General features: G+C 60.1%; 22 protein-coding genes. 18 read left to right on the forward strand and 4 right to left on the reverse strand.

Annotated features, from left to right (window positions below; genetic code table 11):
• Nucleotides 1-34: 34 nt before the first annotated feature.
• The 4 genes from rpmA to HX875_RS12150 all read left to right on the forward strand — a co-directional run bounded on the left by rpmA (nt 35) and on the right by HX875_RS12150 (nt 3,451).
• Nucleotides 35-310 (forward strand): 50S ribosomal protein L27, encoded by a 276-nt coding sequence (gene rpmA, locus HX875_RS12135; protein ID WP_003215862.1) that lies wholly within the window; start codon nt 35-37, stop codon nt 308-310.
• A gap of 193 nt (nt 311-503) precedes the next feature.
• On the forward strand, nt 504-1,727 hold the full coding sequence (cgtA, locus tag HX875_RS12140; RefSeq protein ID WP_076014014.1) for an Obg family GTPase CgtA: 1,224 nt from the start codon (nt 504-506) through the stop codon (nt 1,725-1,727).
• Between the two features lie 123 nt (nt 1,728-1,850).
• Nucleotides 1,851-2,969 carry a glutamate 5-kinase gene (gene proB, locus HX875_RS12145; protein ID WP_010174957.1) on the forward strand — a complete coding sequence of 373 codons (1,119 nt, stop codon included), beginning with the start codon at nt 1,851-1,853 and terminating at the stop codon, nt 2,967-2,969.
• Between the two features lie 17 nt (nt 2,970-2,986).
• On the forward strand, nt 2,987-3,451 hold the full coding sequence (locus tag HX875_RS12150; protein WP_177043377.1) for a CreA family protein: 465 nt from the start codon (nt 2,987-2,989) through the stop codon (nt 3,449-3,451).
• A 173-nt stretch (nt 3,452-3,624) separates the two neighbouring features.
• Here HX875_RS12150 and rpsT read toward each other — a convergent pair whose 3' ends face one another.
• Nucleotides 3,625-3,903, reverse strand: a complete 279-nt coding sequence (rpsT, locus tag HX875_RS12155; RefSeq protein WP_003215870.1) for a 30S ribosomal protein S20 — start codon at nt 3,901-3,903, stop codon at nt 3,625-3,627.
• A 254-nt stretch (nt 3,904-4,157) separates the two neighbouring features.
• Here rpsT and murJ point away from each other — a divergent pair, with 254 nt between their 5' ends.
• From murJ to ispH, 6 genes are all read left to right on the forward strand, one after another.
• Nucleotides 4,158-5,696, forward strand: a complete 1,539-nt coding sequence (gene murJ / locus HX875_RS12160) for a murein biosynthesis integral membrane protein MurJ (RefSeq protein ID WP_177043378.1) — start codon at nt 4,158-4,160, stop codon at nt 5,694-5,696.
• 118 nt (nt 5,697-5,814) lie between these two features.
• Nucleotides 5,815-6,753 carry a bifunctional riboflavin kinase/FAD synthetase gene (ribF, locus tag HX875_RS12165; RefSeq protein WP_076014011.1) on the forward strand — a complete coding sequence of 313 codons (939 nt, stop codon included), beginning with the start codon at nt 5,815-5,817 and terminating at the stop codon, nt 6,751-6,753.
• 13 nt (nt 6,754-6,766) lie between these two features.
• Complete coding sequence (gene ileS, locus HX875_RS12170; RefSeq protein ID WP_177043379.1) at nt 6,767-9,598, forward strand: isoleucine--tRNA ligase; 2,832 nt, start codon at nt 6,767-6,769, stop codon at nt 9,596-9,598.
• The gene (lspA, locus tag HX875_RS12175; protein WP_010174962.1) at nt 9,591-10,100 is read left to right on the forward strand and encodes a signal peptidase II; all 510 of its coding nucleotides are present in this window, start codon (nt 9,591-9,593) and stop codon (nt 10,098-10,100) included. Before ileS ends, lspA begins: the two co-directional genes overlap by 8 nt.
• A 7-nt stretch (nt 10,101-10,107) precedes the next feature.
• Nucleotides 10,108-10,545 carry an FKBP-type peptidyl-prolyl cis-trans isomerase gene (fkpB, locus tag HX875_RS12180; protein ID WP_003215879.1) on the forward strand — a complete coding sequence of 146 codons (438 nt, stop codon included), beginning with the start codon at nt 10,108-10,110 and terminating at the stop codon, nt 10,543-10,545.
• A gap of 168 nt (nt 10,546-10,713) precedes the next feature.
• A complete protein-coding gene (ispH, locus tag HX875_RS12185) occupies nt 10,714-11,661 on the forward strand; it encodes a 4-hydroxy-3-methylbut-2-enyl diphosphate reductase (protein ID WP_010174963.1) in 948 nt (315 codons plus the stop codon).
• On the opposite strand, the gene HX875_RS12190 is transcribed toward ispH, so the two are convergent.
• The gene (locus HX875_RS12190; protein WP_177043380.1) at nt 11,615-12,196 is read right to left on the reverse strand and encodes a GspH/FimT family pseudopilin; all 582 of its coding nucleotides are present in this window, start codon (nt 12,194-12,196) and stop codon (nt 11,615-11,617) included. The two genes, ispH and HX875_RS12190, sit on opposite strands and share 47 nt — an antisense overlap.
• 219 nt (nt 12,197-12,415) lie before the next feature.
• On the opposite strand from HX875_RS12190, the gene pilV reads away from it, so the two are divergent.
• From pilV to thiO, 5 genes are all read left to right on the forward strand, one after another.
• Nucleotides 12,416-12,892, forward strand: a complete 477-nt coding sequence (gene pilV, locus HX875_RS12195) for a type IV pilus modification protein PilV (protein ID WP_177043381.1) — start codon at nt 12,416-12,418, stop codon at nt 12,890-12,892.
• The gene (locus HX875_RS12200; RefSeq protein WP_177043382.1) at nt 12,889-13,596 is read left to right on the forward strand and encodes a PilW family protein; all 708 of its coding nucleotides are present in this window, start codon (nt 12,889-12,891) and stop codon (nt 13,594-13,596) included. Before pilV ends, HX875_RS12200 begins: the two co-directional genes overlap by 4 nt.
• Before the next feature lie 7 nt (nt 13,597-13,603).
• Nucleotides 13,604-14,131: a pilus assembly PilX family protein gene (locus HX875_RS12205; RefSeq protein WP_177043514.1), complete on the forward strand. Its 528-nt coding sequence runs from the start codon at nt 13,604-13,606 to the stop codon at nt 14,129-14,131.
• A 12-nt stretch (nt 14,132-14,143) separates the two neighbouring features.
• Entirely contained in the window at nt 14,144-14,545 is a 402-nt protein-coding gene (locus HX875_RS12210) for a type IV pilin protein (RefSeq protein ID WP_177043383.1), read from the forward strand.
• Between the two features lie 62 nt (nt 14,546-14,607).
• Nucleotides 14,608-15,717, forward strand: coding sequence for a glycine oxidase ThiO (gene thiO, locus HX875_RS12215; RefSeq protein WP_177043384.1), 1,110 nt, complete (start codon nt 14,608-14,610; stop codon nt 15,715-15,717).
• Here the strand turns inward: thiO and HX875_RS12220 are convergent.
• On the reverse strand, nt 15,704-15,937 hold the full coding sequence (locus tag HX875_RS12220; RefSeq protein WP_177043385.1) for a PP0621 family protein: 234 nt from the start codon (nt 15,935-15,937) through the stop codon (nt 15,704-15,706). The genes thiO and HX875_RS12220 overlap by 14 nt on opposite strands.
• Before the next feature lie 126 nt (nt 15,938-16,063).
• A complete protein-coding gene (locus HX875_RS12225; RefSeq protein WP_008432851.1) occupies nt 16,064-17,089 on the reverse strand; it encodes an outer membrane protein assembly factor BamD in 1,026 nt (341 codons plus the stop codon).
• Nucleotides 17,090-17,238: 149 nt separating this feature from the next.
• Here HX875_RS12225 and rluD point away from each other — a divergent pair, with 149 nt between their 5' ends.
• From rluD to clpB, 3 genes are all read left to right on the forward strand, one after another.
• Nucleotides 17,239-18,201, forward strand: a complete 963-nt coding sequence (rluD, locus tag HX875_RS12230; RefSeq protein ID WP_003215899.1) for a 23S rRNA pseudouridine(1911/1915/1917) synthase RluD — start codon at nt 17,239-17,241, stop codon at nt 18,199-18,201.
• Nucleotides 18,198-18,923 carry a peptidoglycan editing factor PgeF gene (pgeF, locus tag HX875_RS12235; protein WP_177043386.1) on the forward strand — a complete coding sequence of 242 codons (726 nt, stop codon included), beginning with the start codon at nt 18,198-18,200 and terminating at the stop codon, nt 18,921-18,923. The genes rluD and pgeF overlap by 4 nt, the downstream gene beginning before the upstream one ends.
• Nucleotides 18,924-19,074: 151 nt before the next feature.
• Entirely contained in the window at nt 19,075-21,639 is a 2,565-nt protein-coding gene (gene clpB / locus HX875_RS12240; protein ID WP_169386332.1) for an ATP-dependent chaperone ClpB, read from the forward strand.
• Nucleotides 21,640-21,871 lie beyond the last annotated feature (232 nt).

Raw genomic sequence — 21,871 nt, forward strand, 5'->3', positions numbered from 1 at the left:
TTTCAGCCTAATTCCTCACTAGGAGAATTGACTCATGGCACACAAAAAAGCTGGTGGTAGTACCCGTAACGGTCGCGACTCAGAAGCCAAACGCCTTGGCGTGAAGATGTATGGCGGCCAGGTTATTATTCCGGGCAACATCATCGTGCGTCAGCGCGGCACCCAATTCCACGCCGGTTACGGTGTTGGCATGGGTAAAGATCACACTCTGTTCGCTAAAATCGACGGCGTGATCAAGTTTGAAGTAAAAGGCGCTTTCAACCGCCGTTACGTGAGCATTGTCCCGAAGACTGAAGTCGTCGCGGCATAATTACGTAGTTGCTGGAAAAGCCCTGTCTCGCGACGGGGCTTTTTCGTTTGTGGGGTGAGTCTCTTGCAAAGCTGTTTGTGATGGGCGAAAGCAGTGGATTTGCGGTCGTTGCTTGAGGTCGCTGCGCTCATTTTTGCAAGAGTCTTATGTCTTGGTTTCTTAAGCTCGTCCGTGCGACGAGAGGCGTTTTGTTATGAAGTTTGTTGATGAAGTTTCGATCCGAGTAAAAGCTGGCGACGGCGGTAACGGTTGCATGAGTTTCCGTCGGGAAAAATTCATCGAAAACGGTGGTCCTAACGGCGGTGATGGTGGTGATGGCGGCTCGGTCTACATGATCGCCGACGAAAACCTCAACACCCTGGTGGACTACCGTTACACCCGGCACTTTGATGCCGAGCGTGGCTCCAACGGCGGCAGCACCGACTGCACCGGCAAGAAAGGCGAAGAGCTGGTGCTGCGGGTTCCGGTCGGCACCACCGTAATCGACTCCGCTACCCAGGAAATCATCGGTGACCTGACCAAGGCCGGTCAGCGCCTGCTGGTGGCTCATGGCGGCTGGCACGGTCTGGGTAACACCCGTTTCAAATCCAGTACCAACCGTGCGCCACGCCAGACCACGCCGGGCAAGCCTGGCGAGCAGCGTGATCTCAAGCTGGAAATGAAGGTGCTGGCTGACGTAGGCCTGCTGGGTCTGCCGAACGCCGGCAAAAGTACGTTCATCCGCTCGGTGTCGGCTGCCAAGCCGAAAGTCGCCGATTACCCGTTCACCACTCTGGTGCCGAACCTGGGCGTGGTCAGCGTCGATCGCTGGAAAAGCTTCGTGGTTGCGGACATTCCGGGCCTGATCGAAGGTGCTTCCGATGGCGCAGGCCTGGGGATTCGTTTCCTCAAGCACTTGTCCCGTACCCGTTTGCTGCTGCACCTCGTCGACATGGCGCCGCTGGACGACACCAGTGCGCCGGACGCCGCTGAAGTGATCGTCAGCGAGCTGACCAAGTTCAGCCCGTCCCTGGCGGAGCGTGATCGTTGGTTGGTGCTGAACAAGTGCGACCAGATCCTCGAGGAAGAGCACGAAGAGCGCGTCAAGGAGATCGTTGATCGCCTGGAATGGACCGGTCCGGTCTACGTGATCTCGGCCATTGCCAAAGAAGGCACTGAGCGCCTGACGCGTGACATCATGCGTTACCTCGAAGATCGTGCCGATCGCCTCGCGGCCGACCCTGTCTACAAGGCAGAGCTGGCCGAGCTGGATCAGCGCATCGAAGACGAAGCCCGTGCCCAGCTGCAGGCGCTGGATGACCAGCGTGCGCTGCGTCGCAGTGGCGTCAAGTCGGTCCATGATATCGGTGACGACGACTGGGACGAAGAAGACGTGGATGATGAAGATGGCCCGGAAATCATTTACGTGCGCGACTGATTCGTTGCAGTAAACTTAAGCGCCGCTCAATCGAGCGGCGTTTTGGTATCTGGAAATCGGTAGTCACGAATAACGTTATGGGCGGCGCTGGGTCGCGCGGCCCTCTATCTAAGGTTGAAGATGATGCGGAGCAAGGTGACAGGTGCGCAGCGTTGGGTCGTTAAGATCGGTAGCGCGCTGCTGACGGCGGATGGCAAAGGGCTGGATCGTGCGGCCATGAGCGTCTGGGTGGACCAGATGGTGGCCTTGCATGAGGCTGGCGTCGAGTTGGTGCTGGTGTCGTCCGGGGCGGTTGCCGCGGGCATGAGCCGTCTTGGCTGGACCGCGCGACCCAGCGCGATGCACGAGCTGCAAGCCGCTGCCGCCATTGGTCAGATGGGCCTGGTGCAGGCCTGGGAATCCAGCTTTGCCGAGCACGGTCGCCACACGGCGCAGATTCTGCTGACCCATGATGACTTGTCCGACCGCAAGCGTTACCTGAATGCCCGCAGCACCCTGCGCGCTCTGGTTGAACTCAAGGTGATCCCGGTGATCAACGAGAATGACACCGTGGTGACTGACGAAATCCGTTTCGGCGATAACGACACCTTGGCAGCCTTGGTGGCTAATCTGGTCGAGGCTGACTTGCTGGTGATCCTCACCGATCGCGACGGCATGTTCGACGCTGATCCGCGCAATAACCCGGATGCCCAGCTGATTTACGAAGCGCGTGCCGATGACCCGGCGCTGGATGCGGTAGCCGGCAGTGTCGGTGGTGCCCTGGGGCGCGGCGGCATGCAGACCAAGCTGCGTGCGGCGCGGCTGGCGGCGCGTTCCGGTGCGCACACGATCATCGTCGGTGGTCGGATCGAGCGGGTGCTGGATCGTCTCAAGGCGGGCGAGCGCATCGGTACGCTGCTGTCGCCCGAGCGCGGCATGCTGGCGGCGCGCAAGCAGTGGCTGGCGGGGCATCTTCAGACGCGCGGTACCCTGGTGCTGGATGCGGGGGCGGTGTCTGCGTTGTCTCAGGGCAACAAAAGCCTGCTGCCGGTGGGTGTAAAACTGGTCCAGGGCAGCTTCCGCCGTGGCGAGATGGTGGTTTGTGTGGCGCCTGACGGGCGTGAGATTGCCCGTGGCCTGGCTAACTACAGCGCCCTTGAGGCGCAGAAAATCATTGGGCAGTCGTCTGAGGCGATTGTCGGTCTGTTGGGTTACATGGCTGAGCCGGAGCTGGTTCACCGGGATAACCTGATTCTGGTTTAAGTAATAGGGATGTCTCGATGCGCGTAATGAAGGGATTGCTCGGTTTGCTGCTGGCGATGCCGTTGCTGGCGTCGGCCGAAGAGATTGGCCAGGTGTCGACGGTGTTCAAGTTTGTCGGCCCCAATGATCGGATCGTGGTCGAGGCCTTTGATGATCCGAAGGTGGATGGTGTGACCTGCTACCTGTCTCGCGCCAAGACGGGCGGGGTGAAGGGCGGCTTGGGTCTGGCTGAGGATCGCGCCGAGGCGTCGATTGCCTGCCGTCAGGTGGGGGCGATTCGCTTCAAGGGCGAGCTGAAGGATGGGGATGAGGTGTTCAAGGAGCGCACGTCCCTGGTGTTCAAGACCATGCAGGTGGTGCGTTTCCTCGACAAGAAGCGCAATACCCTGGTGTATCTGGTCTACAGCGACCGCTTGATCGAAGGCAGCCCGCAGAATGCGGTGACGGCGATTCCGATCCTGCCGTGGCCTGCTGGGCAATAACCCTGCTCTATGTGGGAGCTGACTTGCCTGCGATACAGGCACTTCGGTGTATCAGTGATACCGAGGTGATGCTATCGCGGGCAAGCCAGCTCCCACATTTGTTTTGCAGTGCCTGTAAAAACGCAGGCAATAAAAAACCGACCCTGAGGTCGGTTTTTTAACAAGCTTATCGCTTAGGCTGCAGCAGCAAGGTTCAGAGCCTTGATGTGGCCATTCAGACGACCTTTATGGCGAGCAGCTTTGTTCTTGTGGATGATGCCTTTATCGGCCATACGGTCGATAACTGGCACGGCCAGAACGTAAGCAGCTTGAGCTTTTTCAGCGTCTTTTGCGTCAATGGCTTTAACTACATTCTTGATGTAGGTACGAACCATGGAACGCAGGCTGGCGTTGTGGCTGCGACGCTTCTCAGCCTGTTTTGCACGTTTTTTGGCGGAAGGTGTGTTGGCCACCGTCGAGCTCCTCGAAAGACTTTTTAGGAAATAGCAAACAAAATAGGCCGCGAATCATGCCGATGAGTTGAAGTCTTGTCAAGGGCGGGTGATGCGAACTGCTGAGTGGTCGATCTTAAGAGGCGGGTGATTTATTTCCGGCGCTTGACCTGTAAACTCGCGAGCTTTGGCTCTGTGCTTGTTGCAGGCGCGGAGTATCGCATATGTGGGCCGTTTGTTCGCCTGCTCTTTATCTATAGGCAAAAACTCTTTCAATGAATCTGCTCAAGTCGTTGGCCGCCGTCAGCTCTATCACGATGATTTCCCGGGTTCTTGGGTTTGTGCGTGACACGCTGCTGGCGCGTATTTTTGGCGCCAGCATGGCCACGGATGCCTTCTTTATTGCCTTTAAACTGCCCAACCTGCTGCGGCGGATCTTCGCCGAGGGGGCTTTTTCCCAGGCATTCGTGCCGATTCTGGCCGAATACAAGGCGCAGCAAGGCGAGGAGGCGACCCGTACCTTTATTGCTTATGTGTCGGGTTTGCTGACGCTGGTGCTGACGCTGGTGACGATCGCCGGGATGCTCGCTGCGCCCTGGGTGATCTGGGCCACGGCGCCCGGCTTTGCCAATACGCCGGAAAAATTCGCCCTGACCACTGATCTGTTGCGGGTGACCTTTCCTTATATATTGCTGATTTCCCTGTCGTCCCTGGCCGGGGCGATCCTCAATACCTGGAACCGTTTCTCGGTGCCGGCGTTTGTGCCGACCCTGCTTAACGTCAGCATGATTATTTTTGCGCTGTTCCTGACGCCGTACTTCGATCCGCCCGTGATGGCCCTGGGCTGGGCGGTATTGGCCGGCGGCCTCGCGCAACTGCTGTACCAACTGCCGCACCTGAAGAAAATCGGCATGCTGGTGCTGCCGCGCCTGAACCTCAAGGACACGGGCGTCTGGCGGGTGATGCGCAACATGCTGCCGGCGATCCTTGGGGTTTCCGTCAGCCAGATCTCGCTGATCATCAACACGGCCTTTGCCTCGCTGCTGGTCTCGGGCTCGGTGTCGTGGATGTACTACGCCGATCGCCTGATGGAGTTGCCATCCGGCGTGCTGGGCGTTGCGCTCGGTACCATCCTGCTGCCTACGCTGTCGCGCACCTATGCCAGCAAGGACCGCCACGAGTATTCGCGGATCCTCGACTGGGGCCTGCGCCTGTGCTTCGTGCTGGTGCTGCCGTGCGCCGTGGCGCTAGGGTTGCTCGCCGAGCCACTGACGGTTGCGCTGTTCCAGTACGGCCAGTTCACCGCGTTTGACGCCTCGATGACCCAGCGTGCGTTGATCGCCTATTCCGTCGGCCTGCTGGGCATTATCGTGATCAAGGTGCTGGCTCCCGGCTTTTATGCTCAACAGAACATCCGTACCCCGGTAAAAATCGCGATCTTCACCCTTGTGGTGACGCAACTGCTCAACCTGGCGTTCATTGGCCCGCTGAAGCATGCCGGGCTTGCACTGGCAATCAGTGTCGGGGCCTGCATCAATGCCGGCCTGCTGTTTTATCAACTGCGTAAACAGAAAATGTTCCAGCCTCAGGCGGGCTGGAGTCTGTTCGCGATCAAGCTGGTGGTGGCCGTGGGGGCAATGGCCGCGGTGCTGCTGGGCCTGATGCACTTCATGCCAGCCTGGGATCAGGGCCAGATGCTGGAGCGCTTCATGCGCCTCGGTGCGTTGGTGGTCGCTGGCGTTGTGGTGTACTTCGGCATGTTGCTGCTGATGGGCTTCCGCTTGCGGGATTTCAATCGCAAGTCGCTGAGCTAGAGACTTTTCGTCGATAAAGCAGTTGTTTTATCGATTCGCGCAAATGGCCTGCGCTGTTGCCTGTCGTCCAGGGCCGGGTGTGGTTATAATCGACCACTTTATGAGCAAGAAGCGCGTTATGCAGCTGGTTCGAGGTCTCCACAACCTGCGCCCCCAGCATCGGGGCTGCGTCGCCACTATTGGCAACTTTGACGGTGTTCACCGTGGCCACCAGGCTATCCTGGCCCGCCTGCGTGAGCGTGCGGTTGAGTTGGGCGTGCCCAGCTGTGTGGTGATTTTTGAACCACAACCCCGCGAATTTTTTACTCCTGAGACGGCGCCGGCACGTCTGGCCCGCCTGCGGGACAAGCTGCAGCTGCTGGCGGAAGAGGGCGTGGACCGTGTCCTTTGCCTGGCTTTCAACCAGCGTTTGCGCAGCCTCAGTGCCGCCGAGTTCGTCGACCGCATCCTGGTGGATGGCCTGGGCGTGCAGCACCTGGAGGTCGGCGACGACTTCCGTTTCGGTTGCGACCGGGTAGGGGATTTCGATTTCCTGCAACAAGCCGGCGTCACCCAGGGTTTTACCGTCGAAGCCGCGCAAACCGTCGAACTGGACGGCCTGCGCGTGAGCAGTACCCAGGTGCGTAACGCCCTGGCCGCTGCCGACTTCGCCTTGGCCGAGCGCTTGCTCGGTCGCCCGTTCCGGATTGCCGGGCGGGTTTTGCACGGCCAGAAGCTGGCGCGCCAACTGGGCACGCCGACCGCCAACGTGCAACTCAAGCGCCGTCGTGTGCCGCTGACAGGGGTTTACCTGGTGAGTGTCGACATCGACGGCCAATCGTGGCCCGGAGTCGCCAACATAGGCGTCAGGCCCACGGTTGCAGGTGATGGCAAAGCCCACCTGGAAGTTCACCTTTTGGATTTTGCCGGTGATCTGTATGACCGGCGTTTGACGGTGGCTTTCCACCAAAAGCTGCGTGAAGAGCAGCGTTTCGCCTCCCTGGAGGCGTTGAAAACGGCGATCAATGCGGATGTCGCCGCCGCCCGTGCACTAGCCGCACCTAGCGCCCATCGCTAATGAAGAGCCTTAAATGACCGACTATAAAGCCACGCTAAACCTTCCGGACACCGCCTTCCCAATGAAGGCCGGCCTGCCACAGCGCGAACCGCAGATCCTGCAGCGCTGGGACAGTATTGGCCTGTACGGAAAGTTGCGCGAGATTGGCAAGGATCGTCCGAAATTCGTCCTGCACGACGGCCCTCCTTATGCCAACGGCACGATTCACATCGGTCATGCGCTGAACAAGATTCTCAAGGACATGATCGTGCGTTCGAAAACCCTGTCGGGTTTCGACGCGCCTTATGTTCCGGGTTGGGACTGCCACGGCCTGCCGATCGAGCACAAAGTCGAAGTGACCTACGGCAAGAACCTGGGCGCGGATAAAACCCGCGAACTGTGCCGTGCCTACGCCACCGAGCAGATCGAAGGGCAGAAGTCCGAATTCATCCGCCTGGGTGTGTTGGGCGACTGGGCCAACCCTTACAAAACCATGGACTTCAAGAACGAGGCCGGTGAAATCCGTGCCTTGGCCGAAATCGTCAAGGGCGGTTTCGTGTTCAAGGGCCTCAAGCCCGTGAACTGGTGCTTCGACTGCGGTTCGGCCCTGGCTGAAGCAGAAGTGGAATACGAAGACAAAAAGTCCTCGACCATCGACGTGGCCTTCCCGATCGCCGACGAAGCCAAGCTGGCCGAGGCATTCGGCCTGGCGAGCCTGGCCAAGCCAGCCTCCATCGTGATCTGGACCACCACCCCGTGGACCATCCCGGCCAACCAGGCGCTGAACGTGCACCCGGAATTCACCTATGCCCTGGTGGACGTCGGTGATCGCCTGCTGGTGCTGGCTGAAGAGCTGGTCGAGTCGTGCCTGGCCCGCTACAACCTGCAAGGCTCGGTGATCGCGACCACGACCGGCTCCGCGCTGGAGCTGATCAACTTCCGTCACCCGTTCTACGACCGCCTGTCGCCAATCTACCTGGCCGAGTACGTTGAACTGGGCGCCGGCACCGGCGTGGTTCACTGCTCGCCTGCCTATGGCGTAGACGACTTCGTGATCTGCAAGCAGTACGGGCTGGTCAACGACGACATCATCAATCCAGTGCAAAGCAATGGCGTATACGCGCCGTCCCTGGAATTCTTCGGCGGCCAGTTCATCTTCAAGGCCAACCAGCCGATCATCGACAAGCTGTCGGAAGTCGGTGCGCTGCTGCACACCGAAACCATCACCCACAGCTACATGCACTGCTGGCGCCACAAGACTCCGCTGATCTACCGCGCCACCGCGCAGTGGTTCATCGGCATGGACAAAGAGCCGAACAGCGGCGAAACCCTGCGCAAGCGCGCGATCAAAGCGATCGAAGACACCAAGTTCGTTCCGGCCTGGGGCCAGGCGCGCCTGCACTCGATGATCGCCAACCGTCCGGACTGGTGCATCTCCCGCCAGCGCAACTGGGGCGTGCCGATCCCGTTCTTCCTGAACAAGGAAAGCGGCGAGCTGCACCCACGTACCGTCGAACTGATGGAAGTGGTTGCCCAGCGCGTTGAGCAAGAGGGCATCGAAGCCTGGTTCAAACTGGACGCCGCCGAGCTGTTGGGCGACGAAGCGCCGCTGTACGACAAGATCAGCGACACCCTCGACGTGTGGTTCGACTCGGGTACCACCCACTGGCACGTCCTGCGCGGCTCGCACCCGATGGGTCACGAGACCGGCCCGCGTGCCGATCTGTACCTGGAAGGTTCCGACCAACACCGTGGCTGGTTCCACTCCTCGCTGCTCACTGGCTGCGCGATCGACGATCACGCCCCGTACCGCGAGTTGCTGACCCACGGTTTCACCGTCGACGAGAACGGTCGCAAGATGTCCAAGTCCCTGGGCAACGTGATCGCGCCGCAAAAGGTCAACGACACCCTGGGCGCCGACATCATGCGCCTGTGGGTTGCCTCTACCGATTACTCGGGCGAGATGGCCGTGTCCGAGCAGATCCTGCAGCGCAGCGCCGATGCCTACCGCCGGATCCGTAATACCGCACGCTTCATGCTGTCGAACCTGACCGGTTTCAACCCGGCCACCGACATCCTGCCGGCCGAGGAAATGCTCGCCCTGGACCGTTGGGCCGTGGACCGTACCCTGTTGCTGCAACGCGAGTTGCAGGAGCACTACGGCGAATACCGTTTCTGGAACGTCTACTCGAAGATCCACAACTTCTGCGTGCAGGAGTTGGGTGGCTTCTACCTCGACATCATCAAGGACCGCCAGTACACCACCGGCGCCAACAGCAAGGCCCGCCGTTCGGCGCAGACCGCGCTGTACCACATCTCCGAAGCGCTGGTGCGCTGGATCGCACCGATCCTGGCCTTCACCGCCGACGAACTGTGGGAATACCTGCCGGGCGAGCGTAACGAATCCGTGATGCTCAACACCTGGTACGAAGGCCTGACCGAATTGCCGGCCGACTTCGAGCTGGGTCGCGAGTACTGGGAAGGCGTGATGGCGGTGAAGGTTGCCGTGAACAAGGAGCTGGAAGTGCAGCGCGCGGCGAAAGCCGTTGGCGGCAACCTGCAGGCCGAAGTCACGCTGTTTGCCGAGGAAGGCCTGACCGCTGACCTGGCCAAGCTGAGCAACGAACTGCGCTTCGTGTTGATCACGTCCACCGCCAGCCTTGCACCGTTTACCCAGGCTCCGGCGGACGCCGTGGCGACCGAAGTCCCGGGCCTCAAGCTCAAAGTGGTCAAGTCGGCCTTCCCCAAGTGCGCCCGTTGCTGGCACTGCCGTGAAGATGTCGGCGTGAACCCGGAGCATCCGGAAATCTGCGGTCGTTGCGTCGACAACATCTCTGGCGCTGGCGAGGTTCGTCACTATGCCTAAAGCCAGTCGTTTTGGACGCCTGGGCTTGCTCGTACTGAGCGTGCTGGTGCTGGTCATTGACCAGCTCAGCAAGGCTCATTTCGAAGGCGCCTTGCAGATGTACCAGCAGATCGTGGTGATTCCCGACTACTTCAGCTGGACCCTGGCCTACAACACCGGCGCTGCGTTCAGCTTCCTGGCTGACAGCTCCGGCTGGCAGCGCTGGCTGTTTGCCCTGATTGCCGTGGTGGTCAGTGCGGTGCTGGTGGTCTGGCTCAAGCGCCTGGGGCGCGATGACACCTGGCTGGCCGTCGCGTTGGCGCTGGTGCTGGGCGGTGCGCTGGGCAACCTGTACGACCGTATCGCCCTGGGCCATGTGATCGACTTCATTCTGGTGCATTGGCAGAACCGCTGGTACTTCCCGGCGTTCAATTTTGCCGACAGCGCCATCACCGTCGGTGCAATCATGCTGGCGTTGGATATGTTCAAAAGTAAGAAAACCGGAGAGACCGTTCATGACTGAACAGGTATTGGCTGAGCAACGCATCGGCCAGAACACGGAAGTCACCTTGCATTTCGCATTGCGCCTGGAGAATGGCGACACGGTCGACAGCACGTTCGACAAGGCCCCGGCGACCTTCAAGGTCGGTGACGGCAACCTGCTGCCGGGCTTCGAGGCGGCACTGTTCGGTTTCAAGGCCGGCGACAAGCGCAACCTGCAGATCCTGCCGGAAAACGCCTTTGGCCAGCCCAACCCGCAAAACGTGCAGATCATCCCGCGTTCGCAGTTCCAGGACATGGAGCTGTCGGAAGGCTTGCTGGTGATCTTCAATGATGCGGCGAATACCGAGCTGCCAGGTGTGGTGAAAGCCTTTGATGACGCGCAAGTGACCATCGACTTCAACCACCCGTTGGCCGGGAAAACCTTGACCTTTGATGTTGAAATCATCGACGTTAAAGCGCTGTAACTAACGAAACCGGCCCCTGTAGGAGCTGGCTTGCCTGCGATGGAATCACCTTGGCGTACCTGATATGCCGAGTCGTCTGCATCGCGGGCAAGCCCGGCTCCCACAGAGGCTTACTCTTACAGAGTAGAGTTGATCCCATTTCTTGCCCTGCAAGACACGAGGCACAGCATGCAAATCAAACTCGCCAACCCCCGTGGCTTCTGCGCCGGCGTGGACCGGGCGATTGAAATCGTCAACCGCGCCCTGGAAGTCTTCGGGCCGCCGATTTACGTGCGCCATGAAGTCGTCCACAACAAATTCGTGGTCGAAGACCTGCGCAGTCGCGGCGCCATCTTCGTTGAAGAGCTGGACCAGGTGCCGGACGACGTAATCGTCATCTTCAGCGCCCACGGTGTTTCCCAGGCGGTGCGTACCGAAGCTGCAGGCCGTGGCCTGAAAGTCTTCGACGCCACCTGCCCGCTGGTAACCAAGGTGCACATCGAGGTCGCGCGCTACAGCCGTGACGGTCGTGAATGCATCCTGATCGGCCACGCCGGTCACCCGGAAGTCGAAGGCACCATGGGCCAGTACGACGCCAGCAATGGCGGCGCGATCTACCTGGTAGAGGACGAAAAAGACGTCGCCGCCTTGCAGGTGCACAACCCTGAAAAGCTGGCCTTCGTTACCCAGACCACCTTGTCGATGGACGACACCAGCCGCGTCATCGATGCCTTGCGTTCGCGTTTCCCGGCCATCGGCGGGCCACGCAAGGATGACATCTGCTACGCCACACAAAACCGCCAGGATGCGGTCAAGCAATTGGCTGACGAATGCGACGTGGTACTGGTGGTGGGCAGCCCCAACAGCTCCAACTCCAATCGGCTGCGTGAGCTGGCCGAGCGCATGGCAACTCCGGCCTACCTGATCGATGGTGCCGAAGACATGCAGCGCAGCTGGTTCGACGGTGTCGAGCGCATTGGTATCACTGCGGGTGCCTCGGCCCCGGAAGTGCTGGTGCGTGGTGTGATTCAACAATTGCAGGCCTGGGGCGCCACGGGCGCTGATGAACTGGCTGGTCGTGAAGAGAACATCACTTTCTCCATGCCCAAGGAGCTGCGGGTTCGTTCGCTGCTCTGAGTCCCAGGGTGCCGGCATAGCCCCGGCACAGCGCCTGCTCGGTCTTGTTGCTGCGCAGGCTGATTCGCCCGCTGGCTGCCAGCACTATCTGATACAGGCTCAGTTGCTGGTCGGTCGCGCACACGTGGACCGTGCCAGCACTGAAGGCCCCCGCTGACAGCAGTGGCTCCCCCAGGCCGCTGAAGCGTATCTGGGTTCGCACTGGCGTATTCCCCACAATCGGTATCTGCCCACTGTCCTGGCGCTCCAGCAGTATCGGGTTGTCGTCGTCCAGATGACCGCGACCGTTCAGGTCCAGTATCACCCTCCATCCTCGGCTCCAGTCGTCGTCCAATGCATGGATGACCACCGTGCGATTGCGTGCGATGGCTTCCGTGCGGGCGTAGCGCACACCACCGGCAAGGGATTCGGCGGCGTTTTGGCGCCGTTGCGACTCCAGCAGCCCCTTGAGGCTCGGCACTGCCAGGTTGGCCAGGATGCCGCTCAGGAACAGGCCCAGTATCAGCTCGATCAGCGAGAAACCTCGTTGTTTCATGTGCCGTCCCTCCGTGGACGCGGTGTGTTTTTTCAGTCGATGCCGGATGGCAGACATAGTTATAGCGCTGGGGTTGGAACCTCGAATGATGGCCATCCTGTCCAAAGTATTTCGCTTTGTTCCGGGGTGCAGCGCTGGGCCAAGACCGACGCTAGTCTTGCGTCGCACTGCAGATTTTCTTCTGCTTTTTGACGACCTTCGACATGGATGGCGATGGTAATGAACACTTGCCCCGTAACGTTTCGACCTCAACCGGCCCAGGCCGGGATGACCCTGATCGAAGTCCTGGTGTCTGTGCTGATCCTCGCCGTTGGCCTGCTGGGGGCGGCGGTGATTCAGCTCAATGCGCTGAAGTACACCGACAGTTCCAGGATGACCAGCCAGGCCAGTTTCATTGCGTACGACATGCTTGACCGAATCCGGGCCAACTCGGGCGCCGATTACTCATGGGGGCAGAGCGAGCGCGCGCCTGCCAGTACGGCGGTCGCCAGTGTCCGTGATCTGGACCTGCACGATTTCGAAGCCAACATTGCAGGGTTTGCCGGGGAGAGCGCCAAAGGCTCGGTCGTGGTCAATCAGCGAGAGGTGACCATCAGCATCAGTTGGGACGACTCTCGCGCAGCGAAGGCTCAAGGCGCCCGGGAAACATTCACCCTGACGAGCCGGGTTGCCGTCGACTCGAGGGCGCTGCCATGAGGGGCGCGGCTCGCGGTTTCAGTCTGGTGGAGATGCTGCTGGCATTGGCGCTTGGCCTGGTGCTGATCATGGGGGTGACCCAGGTCGCGCTCAGCTCCCGAATCACTCATGCCAGCCAGAATTCAGCCTCGCTGTTGCAGGATGATGCACGCTTTGTCCTGGGCAAGCTGATTCAGGAAATACGCCTGGCGGGCATGTTTGGCTGCCTGTCCACCGCCTCAATCGGCAATGCGCCTGCGGGGTTTGATCGTCCCATCGGCTGGAGTATCACTGGCAGCTCACGGTCCCTAACGCTGGTGACCGCCGATGTCGGAGAGAGTGGCAGCAAGCCTGACTGGACAGTGCTTTCCGATTGCACCGGCGCTGCCCAAGCCTATGCAGGGAGCGGGCCTGTGCCAGCGCCCGGGCAGACCCGCTTTCCACTGCGCAGGCTGACTTACACCTTCGAGGGCGGGCAGTTGAAGTTCAGCACGCTGGCGGCCCCGAGCAAGGCCGTGCTGGTGGATAACGTGGGTGCTTTCGATATCAGTTTCGGGGTGGCCGGGAAGGCGGGCTCAACGATTGTCAGCCGATACGACCCTGACCCCGCTGATGAGTCGCTGATACGTAGTGTGCGGATTCTGCTGACGCTTCAGGACCCGAAAGGATTGGTTAAAGACCAGACCTACAGCGTTGTAGCGGCGCTGCGTAATCGGCTGGAGTAGCTCGATGATGGGTTATTACCTCTCACGTTCGAGGCAGTCTGGCATGGTGTTGATGGTCGCCCTGGTATTCCTGCTGCTGTTGGCGCTAATCGGGTTGTCGTCGATGCAGGGCGCAATCTCCCAGGAAAAAATGACCGGCAGCGTTCGCCAGCGCAACCAGTCGTTTCAGTTGGCCGAAAGCGGCCTAAGGCTTGGCGAGTCTTCGGTGCAGGCGCCTGGTTTTGCCCTACGCCGTTGTCGCTCGACTACTGCCTGCGCGCCTCCTGCCGAGTCGGTTTCCGTCGTGGGACCAGGGACGAACCCCGTGTCGACCGTGACCTGGGTCGGGATGAAGGACAGCCTTTACGGCATTCAAAACCTGGGCTCGGGGACGGGGCTGGCTCATCTGCCGGCAGAAACCCAGGCCACCCTCTATCGCGTGACGTCGGTGGGTGTCAGTGGCCACTCGCGGTCCGTCCTGGAATCTGTGTATGCGCACGTGGGCAGCGGTCCCGGTGAGCGTTTTCGACGAATCATGTGGCGACAACTTCAATAGGTGAGCAGCACGATGAGCAAGGATTGCACAGGCTTCACCCTGATCGAATTATTGATCGCCGTGGCGATCATCGGTCTCCTGGCCGGCGTCGCCTATCCCGGGTACGCCAGCCATATGAAAAAGGTCTATCGCGCGGAAATTGCCGGGTTGCTGACTGAGCAAGCCCAGTACCTTGAGCGTTATTACGCGAGGAACGGTACTTTTATTGATGCGACTGGCGTCATCGCCGGCAATGATCGCTATAGAATCACCCCTGCATTGAACCCTCAGGATTTCGTTCTGCTTGCCACGCCGGCGATTGACTCGGTGATGGCGGGTGATCCCTGTGCCGCCTTCAGCCTGAGCAGTACCGGTGCGCGAAGCAATCCGGGCGCCGCGCCTGATATGACGGGCAAGGCGTGTTGGGGGCAATGATGAGGAAGCTGGACGATTGGGCGCCGGGCGTGCCTTTTTCTTTTTATCGGCTGGATCGAACAATGGCTAAGCAACAGCAAGTAGTGGTTGTGGGTGGTGGGGTCATCGGCTTGTTGACAGCGTTCAACCTGGCGACCCAGGGGCAGGCGGTTGTGCTGCTGGATCGTTCGGCGGTCGGGCAGGAGTCTTCGTGGGCAGGCGGCGGCATTGTTTCCCCACTCTATCCGTGGCGCTACAGCCCGGCGGTGACGGCCCTGGCGCACTGGTCCCAGGACTTCTACCCGCAACTGGCACAGCGCCTGTTCGCCGCGACTGGCGTTGATCCGGAGGTTCACACCACGGGCCTGTACTGGCTGGACCTGGACGATGAGGCCGAGGCGCTTGCCTGGGCGGCCCGCGAAGGACGCCCGCTGAGCAAGGTGGATGTTTCAGCGGCCCATGACGCGGTGCCGGTACTGGGCGCCGGGTTTTCCCAGGCGATCTATATGGCGGATGTGGCCAATGTGCGTAATCCGCGACTGGTCAAATCCCTCAAGGCGGCCTTGTTGGCCTTGCCAGGCGTGACGATTCACGAGCAGTGCGCGGTTGATGGGTTTATTCAGGAAGGCGGGAAGGTCGTTGGAGTGAACACGGCGTTTGGGCCGATCCGTGGTGATCAGGTAGTGCTCGCCGCCGGCGCCTGGAGCGGTGAGTTGCTCGGTAGCCTGGGGTTGGAGTTACCCGTGGAGCCGGTCAAGGGCCAGATGATCCTGTACAAGTGCGCGTCGGACTTTTTGTCGTGCATGGTCCTGGCCAAGGGCCGTTATGCGATTCCCCGGCGCGATGGGCATATTCTGATCGGCAGCACACTGGAGCATGAGGGTTTCGACAAGACGCCTACCGTTTCCGCGCTGGAAAGCCTGAAAGCCTCGGCCGTCGAGTTGATTCCGGCCCTGGCCGATGCCGAAGTGGTTGGGCATTGGGCCGGCTTGAGGCCAGGGTCGCCGGAAGGCATTCCCTATATTGGCAAAGTATCCGGGTTTGAGGGGCTGTGGCTCAACTGCGGGCATTACCGCAATGGCCTGGTGCTGGCGCCGGCGTCCTGCCAGTTGTTCGCCGATTTGTTGCTGGAGCGTCAGCCGATCATTGATCCGGCACCGTACGCGCCGGCAGGCCGAATCAACGCTGGATAGCCTTCGGCCCTTGCTCCAGGTGCGCCTGGGTGCAATACCACTCCTGGCGCTGGCTCAAGGCCCGGTCCTGCGGCAGGTGAAGGCCGCAGTGGGCGCAACGCACCATCTGGATGGTGCCGGGTTCGCTGGGCCGCTGCTGTTTGGCGGCCGGGCTTTTGAATTTGCGCCAAAACCATACCGCGGCAGCAATAACGGCAATCCAGAACAGTAGACGAACCATGGTGGGCAGCTTCTCGACAAGGAATGCGCCAGTTTAGCCAAGGACGTGGCAGGCGCACAGCGCAATAATGCTGCGCAATAAAAAAGGGAGCTCCGAAGAGCTCCCTTTTTGCGTCGCGGCGAACGATCAGTCAAAGATACCGAACGTCATGTAGCTGAACCACGAGCGGTCTTCGTTGTTGCCCAGGGCTTGAGGCCCTTGCTCTTCGATGATGTCGCCGTTTTCGTCACGGGGCTTGAGGTCCGATGGAATCGAATCCTTGGCGTCCTGGTATTGCTTGATGATGTCCTGGTTGGCGCGGGTTTCACCCGGAGGCAGCGGTGGACGGGATTCGATCAGGCCCAGGGTGTACTTGCTCAACCACGAACGGTTGTCGGCTTCGGCTACCTGAGGTACGAACTGGCCGTCCTTCAGGCTTGGGTGGTCCGGGTAGTTGAGCTTCAGGGTTTCCAGGCTGGTGGCCGCCAGGGCGTCCAGGTGCAGGCGCTGGTAAGCCTCGGTCATCACGGCCAGGCCGTCACCCACGGACGGGGTTTCCTGGAAGTTTTCCACGACATAGCGGCCACGGTTCGCAGCGGCGACATACGCCTGGCGGGTCAGGTAGTAGTGGGCTACGTGGATCTCGTAGGAAGCCAGCAGGTTGCGCAGGTAGATCATGCGCTGCTTGGCGTCCGGCGCGTAGCGGCTGTTGGGGTAGCGGCTGGTCAGTTGGGCGAACTCGTTGTAGGAGTCGCGGGCAGCGCCCGGGTCACGCTTGGTCATGTCCAGCGGCAGGAAGCGCGCCAGCAGGCCGACGTCCTGGTCAAACGAAGTCAGGCCCTTGAGGTAGTAGGCGTAGTCTACGTTCGGGTGTTGCGGGTGCAGGCGGATAAAACGCTCGGCGGCGGACTTGGCAGCTTCCGGCTCGGCGTTCTTGTAGTTGGCGTAGATCAGCTCAAGCTGGGCCTGGTCGGCGTAGCGCCCGAACGGATACCGCGACTCCAGTGCCTTCAGCTTTGCCGTGGCGCTGGTGTAGCTGTGGTTGTTCAGGTCGGTCTGAGCTTGTTGGTACAGCTCGACCTCGCTCAGGTTTTCGTCGACGACTTCCTTTGTTGACGAGCAAGCAGCAGTCATGGCGAGGATGGCGATCAGCAGCAGGTGTTTCACTTGCATGGCGGCTTGCGTCCCTATGACGGCCGCTGTCTTGGGCGGGGCCGTCCTGTTATGATGAGCGCCCCTTGGAAAGCCTCGGGGCAAAAGACGCCGTATTTAACCACAAGCGCGCAGCCGAAACCAAAGGCTGTGCCACGCCTAGTCTGAGCATGTCCGATAAAATTGAACTTCGCGCAGAGGTGCCGTCCGAATTGGGCGGCCAACGCCTCGATCAAGTCGCCGCACAATTATTCGCTGAGCACTCGCGCTCGCGCCTTTCCGCCTGGATCAAAGACGGCCGCCTGACTGTGGATGGAGCGGTTATCCGCCCGCGAGACATAGTCCATGGTGGTGCGATTCTTGAGCTGACTGCCGAGCAGGAAGCCCAGGGAGAATGGATCGCCCAGGACATTGAACTGGACATCGTCTACGAAGACGACGACATCCTGGTGATCAATAAACCCGCAGGCCTGGTGGTTCACCCGGCCGCCGGGCACGCTGATGGCACGCTGCTCAATGCCTTGCTGCACCACGTGCCGGACATCATCAATGTCCCGCGCTGCGGCATCGTGCACCGCCTGGACAAGGACACCACCGGCCTTATGGTGGTGGCCAAGACCATTCAGGCGCAGACGCAGCTGGTCACACAACTGCAGAGCCGCAGTGTCAGCCGGATCTACGAATGCATCGTGATCGGCGTGGTAACCGCTGGTGGCAAAATCAATGCCCCGATCGGTCGCCACGGCCAGCAGCGCCAGCGCATGGCGGTGATGGAAGGCGGCAAACAGGCTGTCAGCCACTACCGTGTGCTCGAACGTTTCCGCTCCCACACTCACGTGCGGGTGAAGCTGGAAACCGGTCGTACCCACCAGATTCGGGTGCACATGGCGCACATCAACTTCCCGTTGGTCGGAGATCCGGCCTACGGTGGTCGCTTCCGTATTCCGCCGGCGGCCAGTGCAACCATGGTCGATTCGCTGAAAACCTTCCCGCGCCAGGCACTGCATGCACGCTTCCTGGAGCTGGATCATCCGACGAGCGGTAAGCGGATGAGCTGGGAATCGCCACTTCCAGACGATTTTGTCTGGTTGTTGTCGCTGCTCAAGCAGGATCGCGAGGCGTTTATCGGATGAGTGACTGGCTGATTCCTGACTGGCCCGCGCCGGCAGGGGTGAAAGCCTGTGTTACCACCCGTGCGGGCGGCGTCAGTGTGGCGCCGTTCGACAGCCTCAATCTTGGCGATCATGTCGAGGACAACCTCGAGGCCGTTCTTGAAAATCGCCGTCGCCTCACCGATGCCTTCAATATCCAGCCGGCCTGGCTGCGTCAGGTTCACGGTGTCGTTGTGGTTGAGGCCGATCCCGGTCGGACTGCCGAAGCAGATGGCAGTTGGACCAGCACCCCTGGCATCGCCTGTACATCAATGACTGCCGATTGCCTGCCTGCGCTCTTCTGCAACCGCGCGGGCACCCGCGTTGCGGCAGCCCATGCCGGTTGGCGTGGCCTGGCTGCCGGTGTATTGGAAGCAGCGTTTGAAAGCCTGGATACCGAACCTGGCGAAGTACTGGTCTGGCTAGGCCCTGCCATTGGTCCGCAAGCCTTTGAAGTCGGCCCGGAAGTGCGGGAAGCCTTTGTGCAGCAACTTCCGGAAACGATTGCGGCGTTTGTCCCCAGTCAGAATACGGGCAAGTTCATGGCCGACATTTATCAGCTGGCCCGCCTGCGCCTCGCAGCCCGCGGAGTCACAGCTGTGTACGGTGGCGGCTTCTGTACCGTGACCGATCCCCGTTTCTATTCCTACCGTCGCAGCCCGCGCACCGGTCGGTTTGCCTCCCTTATCTGGCTCGAACGCTAGACTCTCTTGACTTGGGTCAATCCTGACGCAAGTCAGCAATAGGCTGCTTGAATCTTGCAGAATCCACCCCATCTATAGGGGTATCTGGCAGGTTTCTTCATTCAGGATGTGTTTGTTCATAGCTCCGGCCTGCTCAAAAGGAAGGTGACTAATGCGTATTGATCGTTTAACCAGCAAATTGCAGTTGGCTTTATCTGACGCCCAATCTCTGGCGGTTGGCCTGGACCATCCGGCCATCGAGCCTGCGCACTTGATGCAAGCGCTCCTTGAGCAGCAAGGCGGTTCCATCAAACCCTTGCTGATGCAGGTGGGCTTTGACGTCAACAGCCTGCGCAAGGAGTTGAGCAAAGAGCTCGACCAACTGCCGAAAATCCAAAATCCAACTGGCGACGTGAACATGTCCCAGGACCTGGCGCGCCTGTTGAACCAGGCCGACCGCCTGGCCCAGCAGAAGGGTGACCAGTTCATCTCCAGTGAAGTGGTGTTGCTCGCCGCGATGGACGACAACAGCAAGCTCGGTAAATTGTTGCTGGGCCAGGGCGTGAGCAAGAAAGCCCTGGAAAATGCCATCAACAATTTGCGTGGCGGCGAAGCGGTAAATGACCCTAACCACGAGGAGTCCCGCCAGGCCCTGGACAAATACACCGTCGACCTGACCAAGCGCGCCGAAGAAGGCAAGCTCGATCCGGTGATCGGCCGTGACGATGAAATTCGTCGCACCATTCAGGTCCTGCAGCGCCGCACCAAGAACAACCCGGTATTGATCGGCGAGCCTGGCGTGGGTAAAACCGCGATTGCCGAAGGCCTGGCCCAGCGCATCATTAATGGTGAAGTGCCGGATGGCCTTAAAGGCAAGCGCCTGTTGTCGCTGGATATGGGGTCGCTGATTGCCGGCGCCAAGTTCCGTGGCGAGTTCGAAGAACGCCTCAAGTCCCTGCTGAATGAACTGTCGAAGCAGGAAGGGCAGATCATTCTGTTTATCGACGAACTGCACACCATGGTCGGCGCCGGCAAAGGCGAAGGTTCGATGGACGCGGGCAACATGCTCAAGCCAGCACTGGCTCGTGGTGAGTTGCATTGCGTCGGTGCGACCACGCTGAATGAATATCGCCAGTACATCGAGAAGGATGCGGCCCTCGAGCGACGCTTCCAGAAAGTGCTGGTGGAAGAACCGAGCGAAGAAGACACCATCGCGATCCTGCGTGGCCTGAAAGAGCGGTACGAGGTTCACCATAAAGTCGCAATCACCGACGGCGCGATCATTGCGGCGGCGAAATTGAGCCATCGCTACATCACTGATCGTCAGTTGCCGGACAAGGCCATCGACCTGATCGACGAAGCGGCCAGCCGTATTCGGATGGAGATCGATTCGAAGCCCGAAGTCCTGGATCGTCTGGATCGGCGCCTGATTCAACTGAAAGTTGAATCCCAGGCCCTGAAGAAAGAAGAGGATGAGCCGGCGAAGAAACGCCTGGAAAAACTTCAGGAAGAAATTGTTCGTCTGGAACGCGAGTATTCGGACCTCGAAGAAATCTGGACCTCGGAAAAAGCCGAAGTGCAGGGTTCGGCGCAGATCCAGCAAAAGATCGAGCAGTCCCGCCAGGAGTTGGAAGCGGCGCGACGTAAAGGCGACCTGAACCGCATGGCCGAGTTGCAGTACGGGGTGATCCCGGACCTGGAGCGCAGCCTGCAGATGGTCGACCAGCACGGCAAGCCTGAGAACCAATTGCTGCGCAGCAAGGTGACCGAGGAAGAAATCGCCGAAGTCGTCTCGAAGTGGACCGGTATCCCTGTGTCGAAAATGCTCGAAGGCGAGCGCGACAAGCTGTTGAAGATGGAAAGCCTGTTGCACCAGCGCGTCATCGGCCAGGAAGAGGCGGTTGTCGCGGTGTCCAACGCGGTACGGCGTTCCCGGGCCGGGTTGTCCGACCCGAACCGTCCGAGCGGCTCGTTCATGTTCCTCGGCCCGACCGGCGTGGGTAAGACCGAACTGTGCAAGGCCTTGGCCGAGTTCCTCTTCGATACCGAAGAGGCCATGGTACGGATCGATATGTCCGAGTTCATGGAGAAACATTCCGTGGCTCGCCTGATCGGAGCGCCACCAGGCTATGTAGGGTACGAGGAGGGCGGTTACCTGACCGAGGCAGTGCGGCGCAAGCCTTACTCGGTGATCCTCCTGGACGAGGTCGAGAAGGCCCACCCGGATGTGTTCAACGTGTTGCTGCAAGTGCTGGAAGATGGCCGGCTGACGGACAGCCACGGGCGTACCGTGGATTTCCGTAATACGGTGATCGTCATGACCTCCAACCTGGGCTCGGTACAGATCCAGGAACTGGTGGGTGATCGTGAAGCCCAGCGTGCAGCCGTGATGGACGCGCTGACCAGCCACTTCCGGCCGGAGTTCATCAACCGGGTCGATGAAGTGGTGATCTTCGAGCCTTTGGCTCGGGATCAGATCGCGGGCATCACTGAGATCCAGTTGGGCCGCCTGCGCAGCCGTCTGGCGGAGCGCGAGTTGTCGCTGGAACTGAGCCGCGAGGCGTTGGACAAGCTGATCGCCGTTGGTTACGACCCGGTGTATGGTGCACGGCCGTTGAAGCGTGCTATCCAGCGCTGGATCGAGAACCCGTTGGCACAGCTGATCCTGTCGGGCAGCTTTATGCCGGGCACCAGCGTCGAGGCTACGGTGGAGAACGACGAAATCGTCTTCCACTGAGTCCAGGCTGTAGTGCTATAAGAAGAGGCCCCGCATTGCGGGGCCTTTTTTTTCGATAGGGCGTTGAACTGTAAGGCAAAGGCTTGTAAAGTGCGCCCCGCAGCAACGTCAGCCCAACGGTTTCTTCTCCCCAAGGAGAAATCAGAAAGAAGCGCAAATCCTTGTCTTAAAAGCAATTTAAAGGGTTGACAGAGGTTTTTAAGATTGTAGAATAGCGCGCCTCAGAGGCACT

It is taken from the genome of Pseudomonas yamanorum, from assembly GCF_013386765.1.
GTDB lineage: Bacteria > Pseudomonadota > Gammaproteobacteria > Pseudomonadales > Pseudomonadaceae > Aquipseudomonas > Aquipseudomonas yamanorum_A.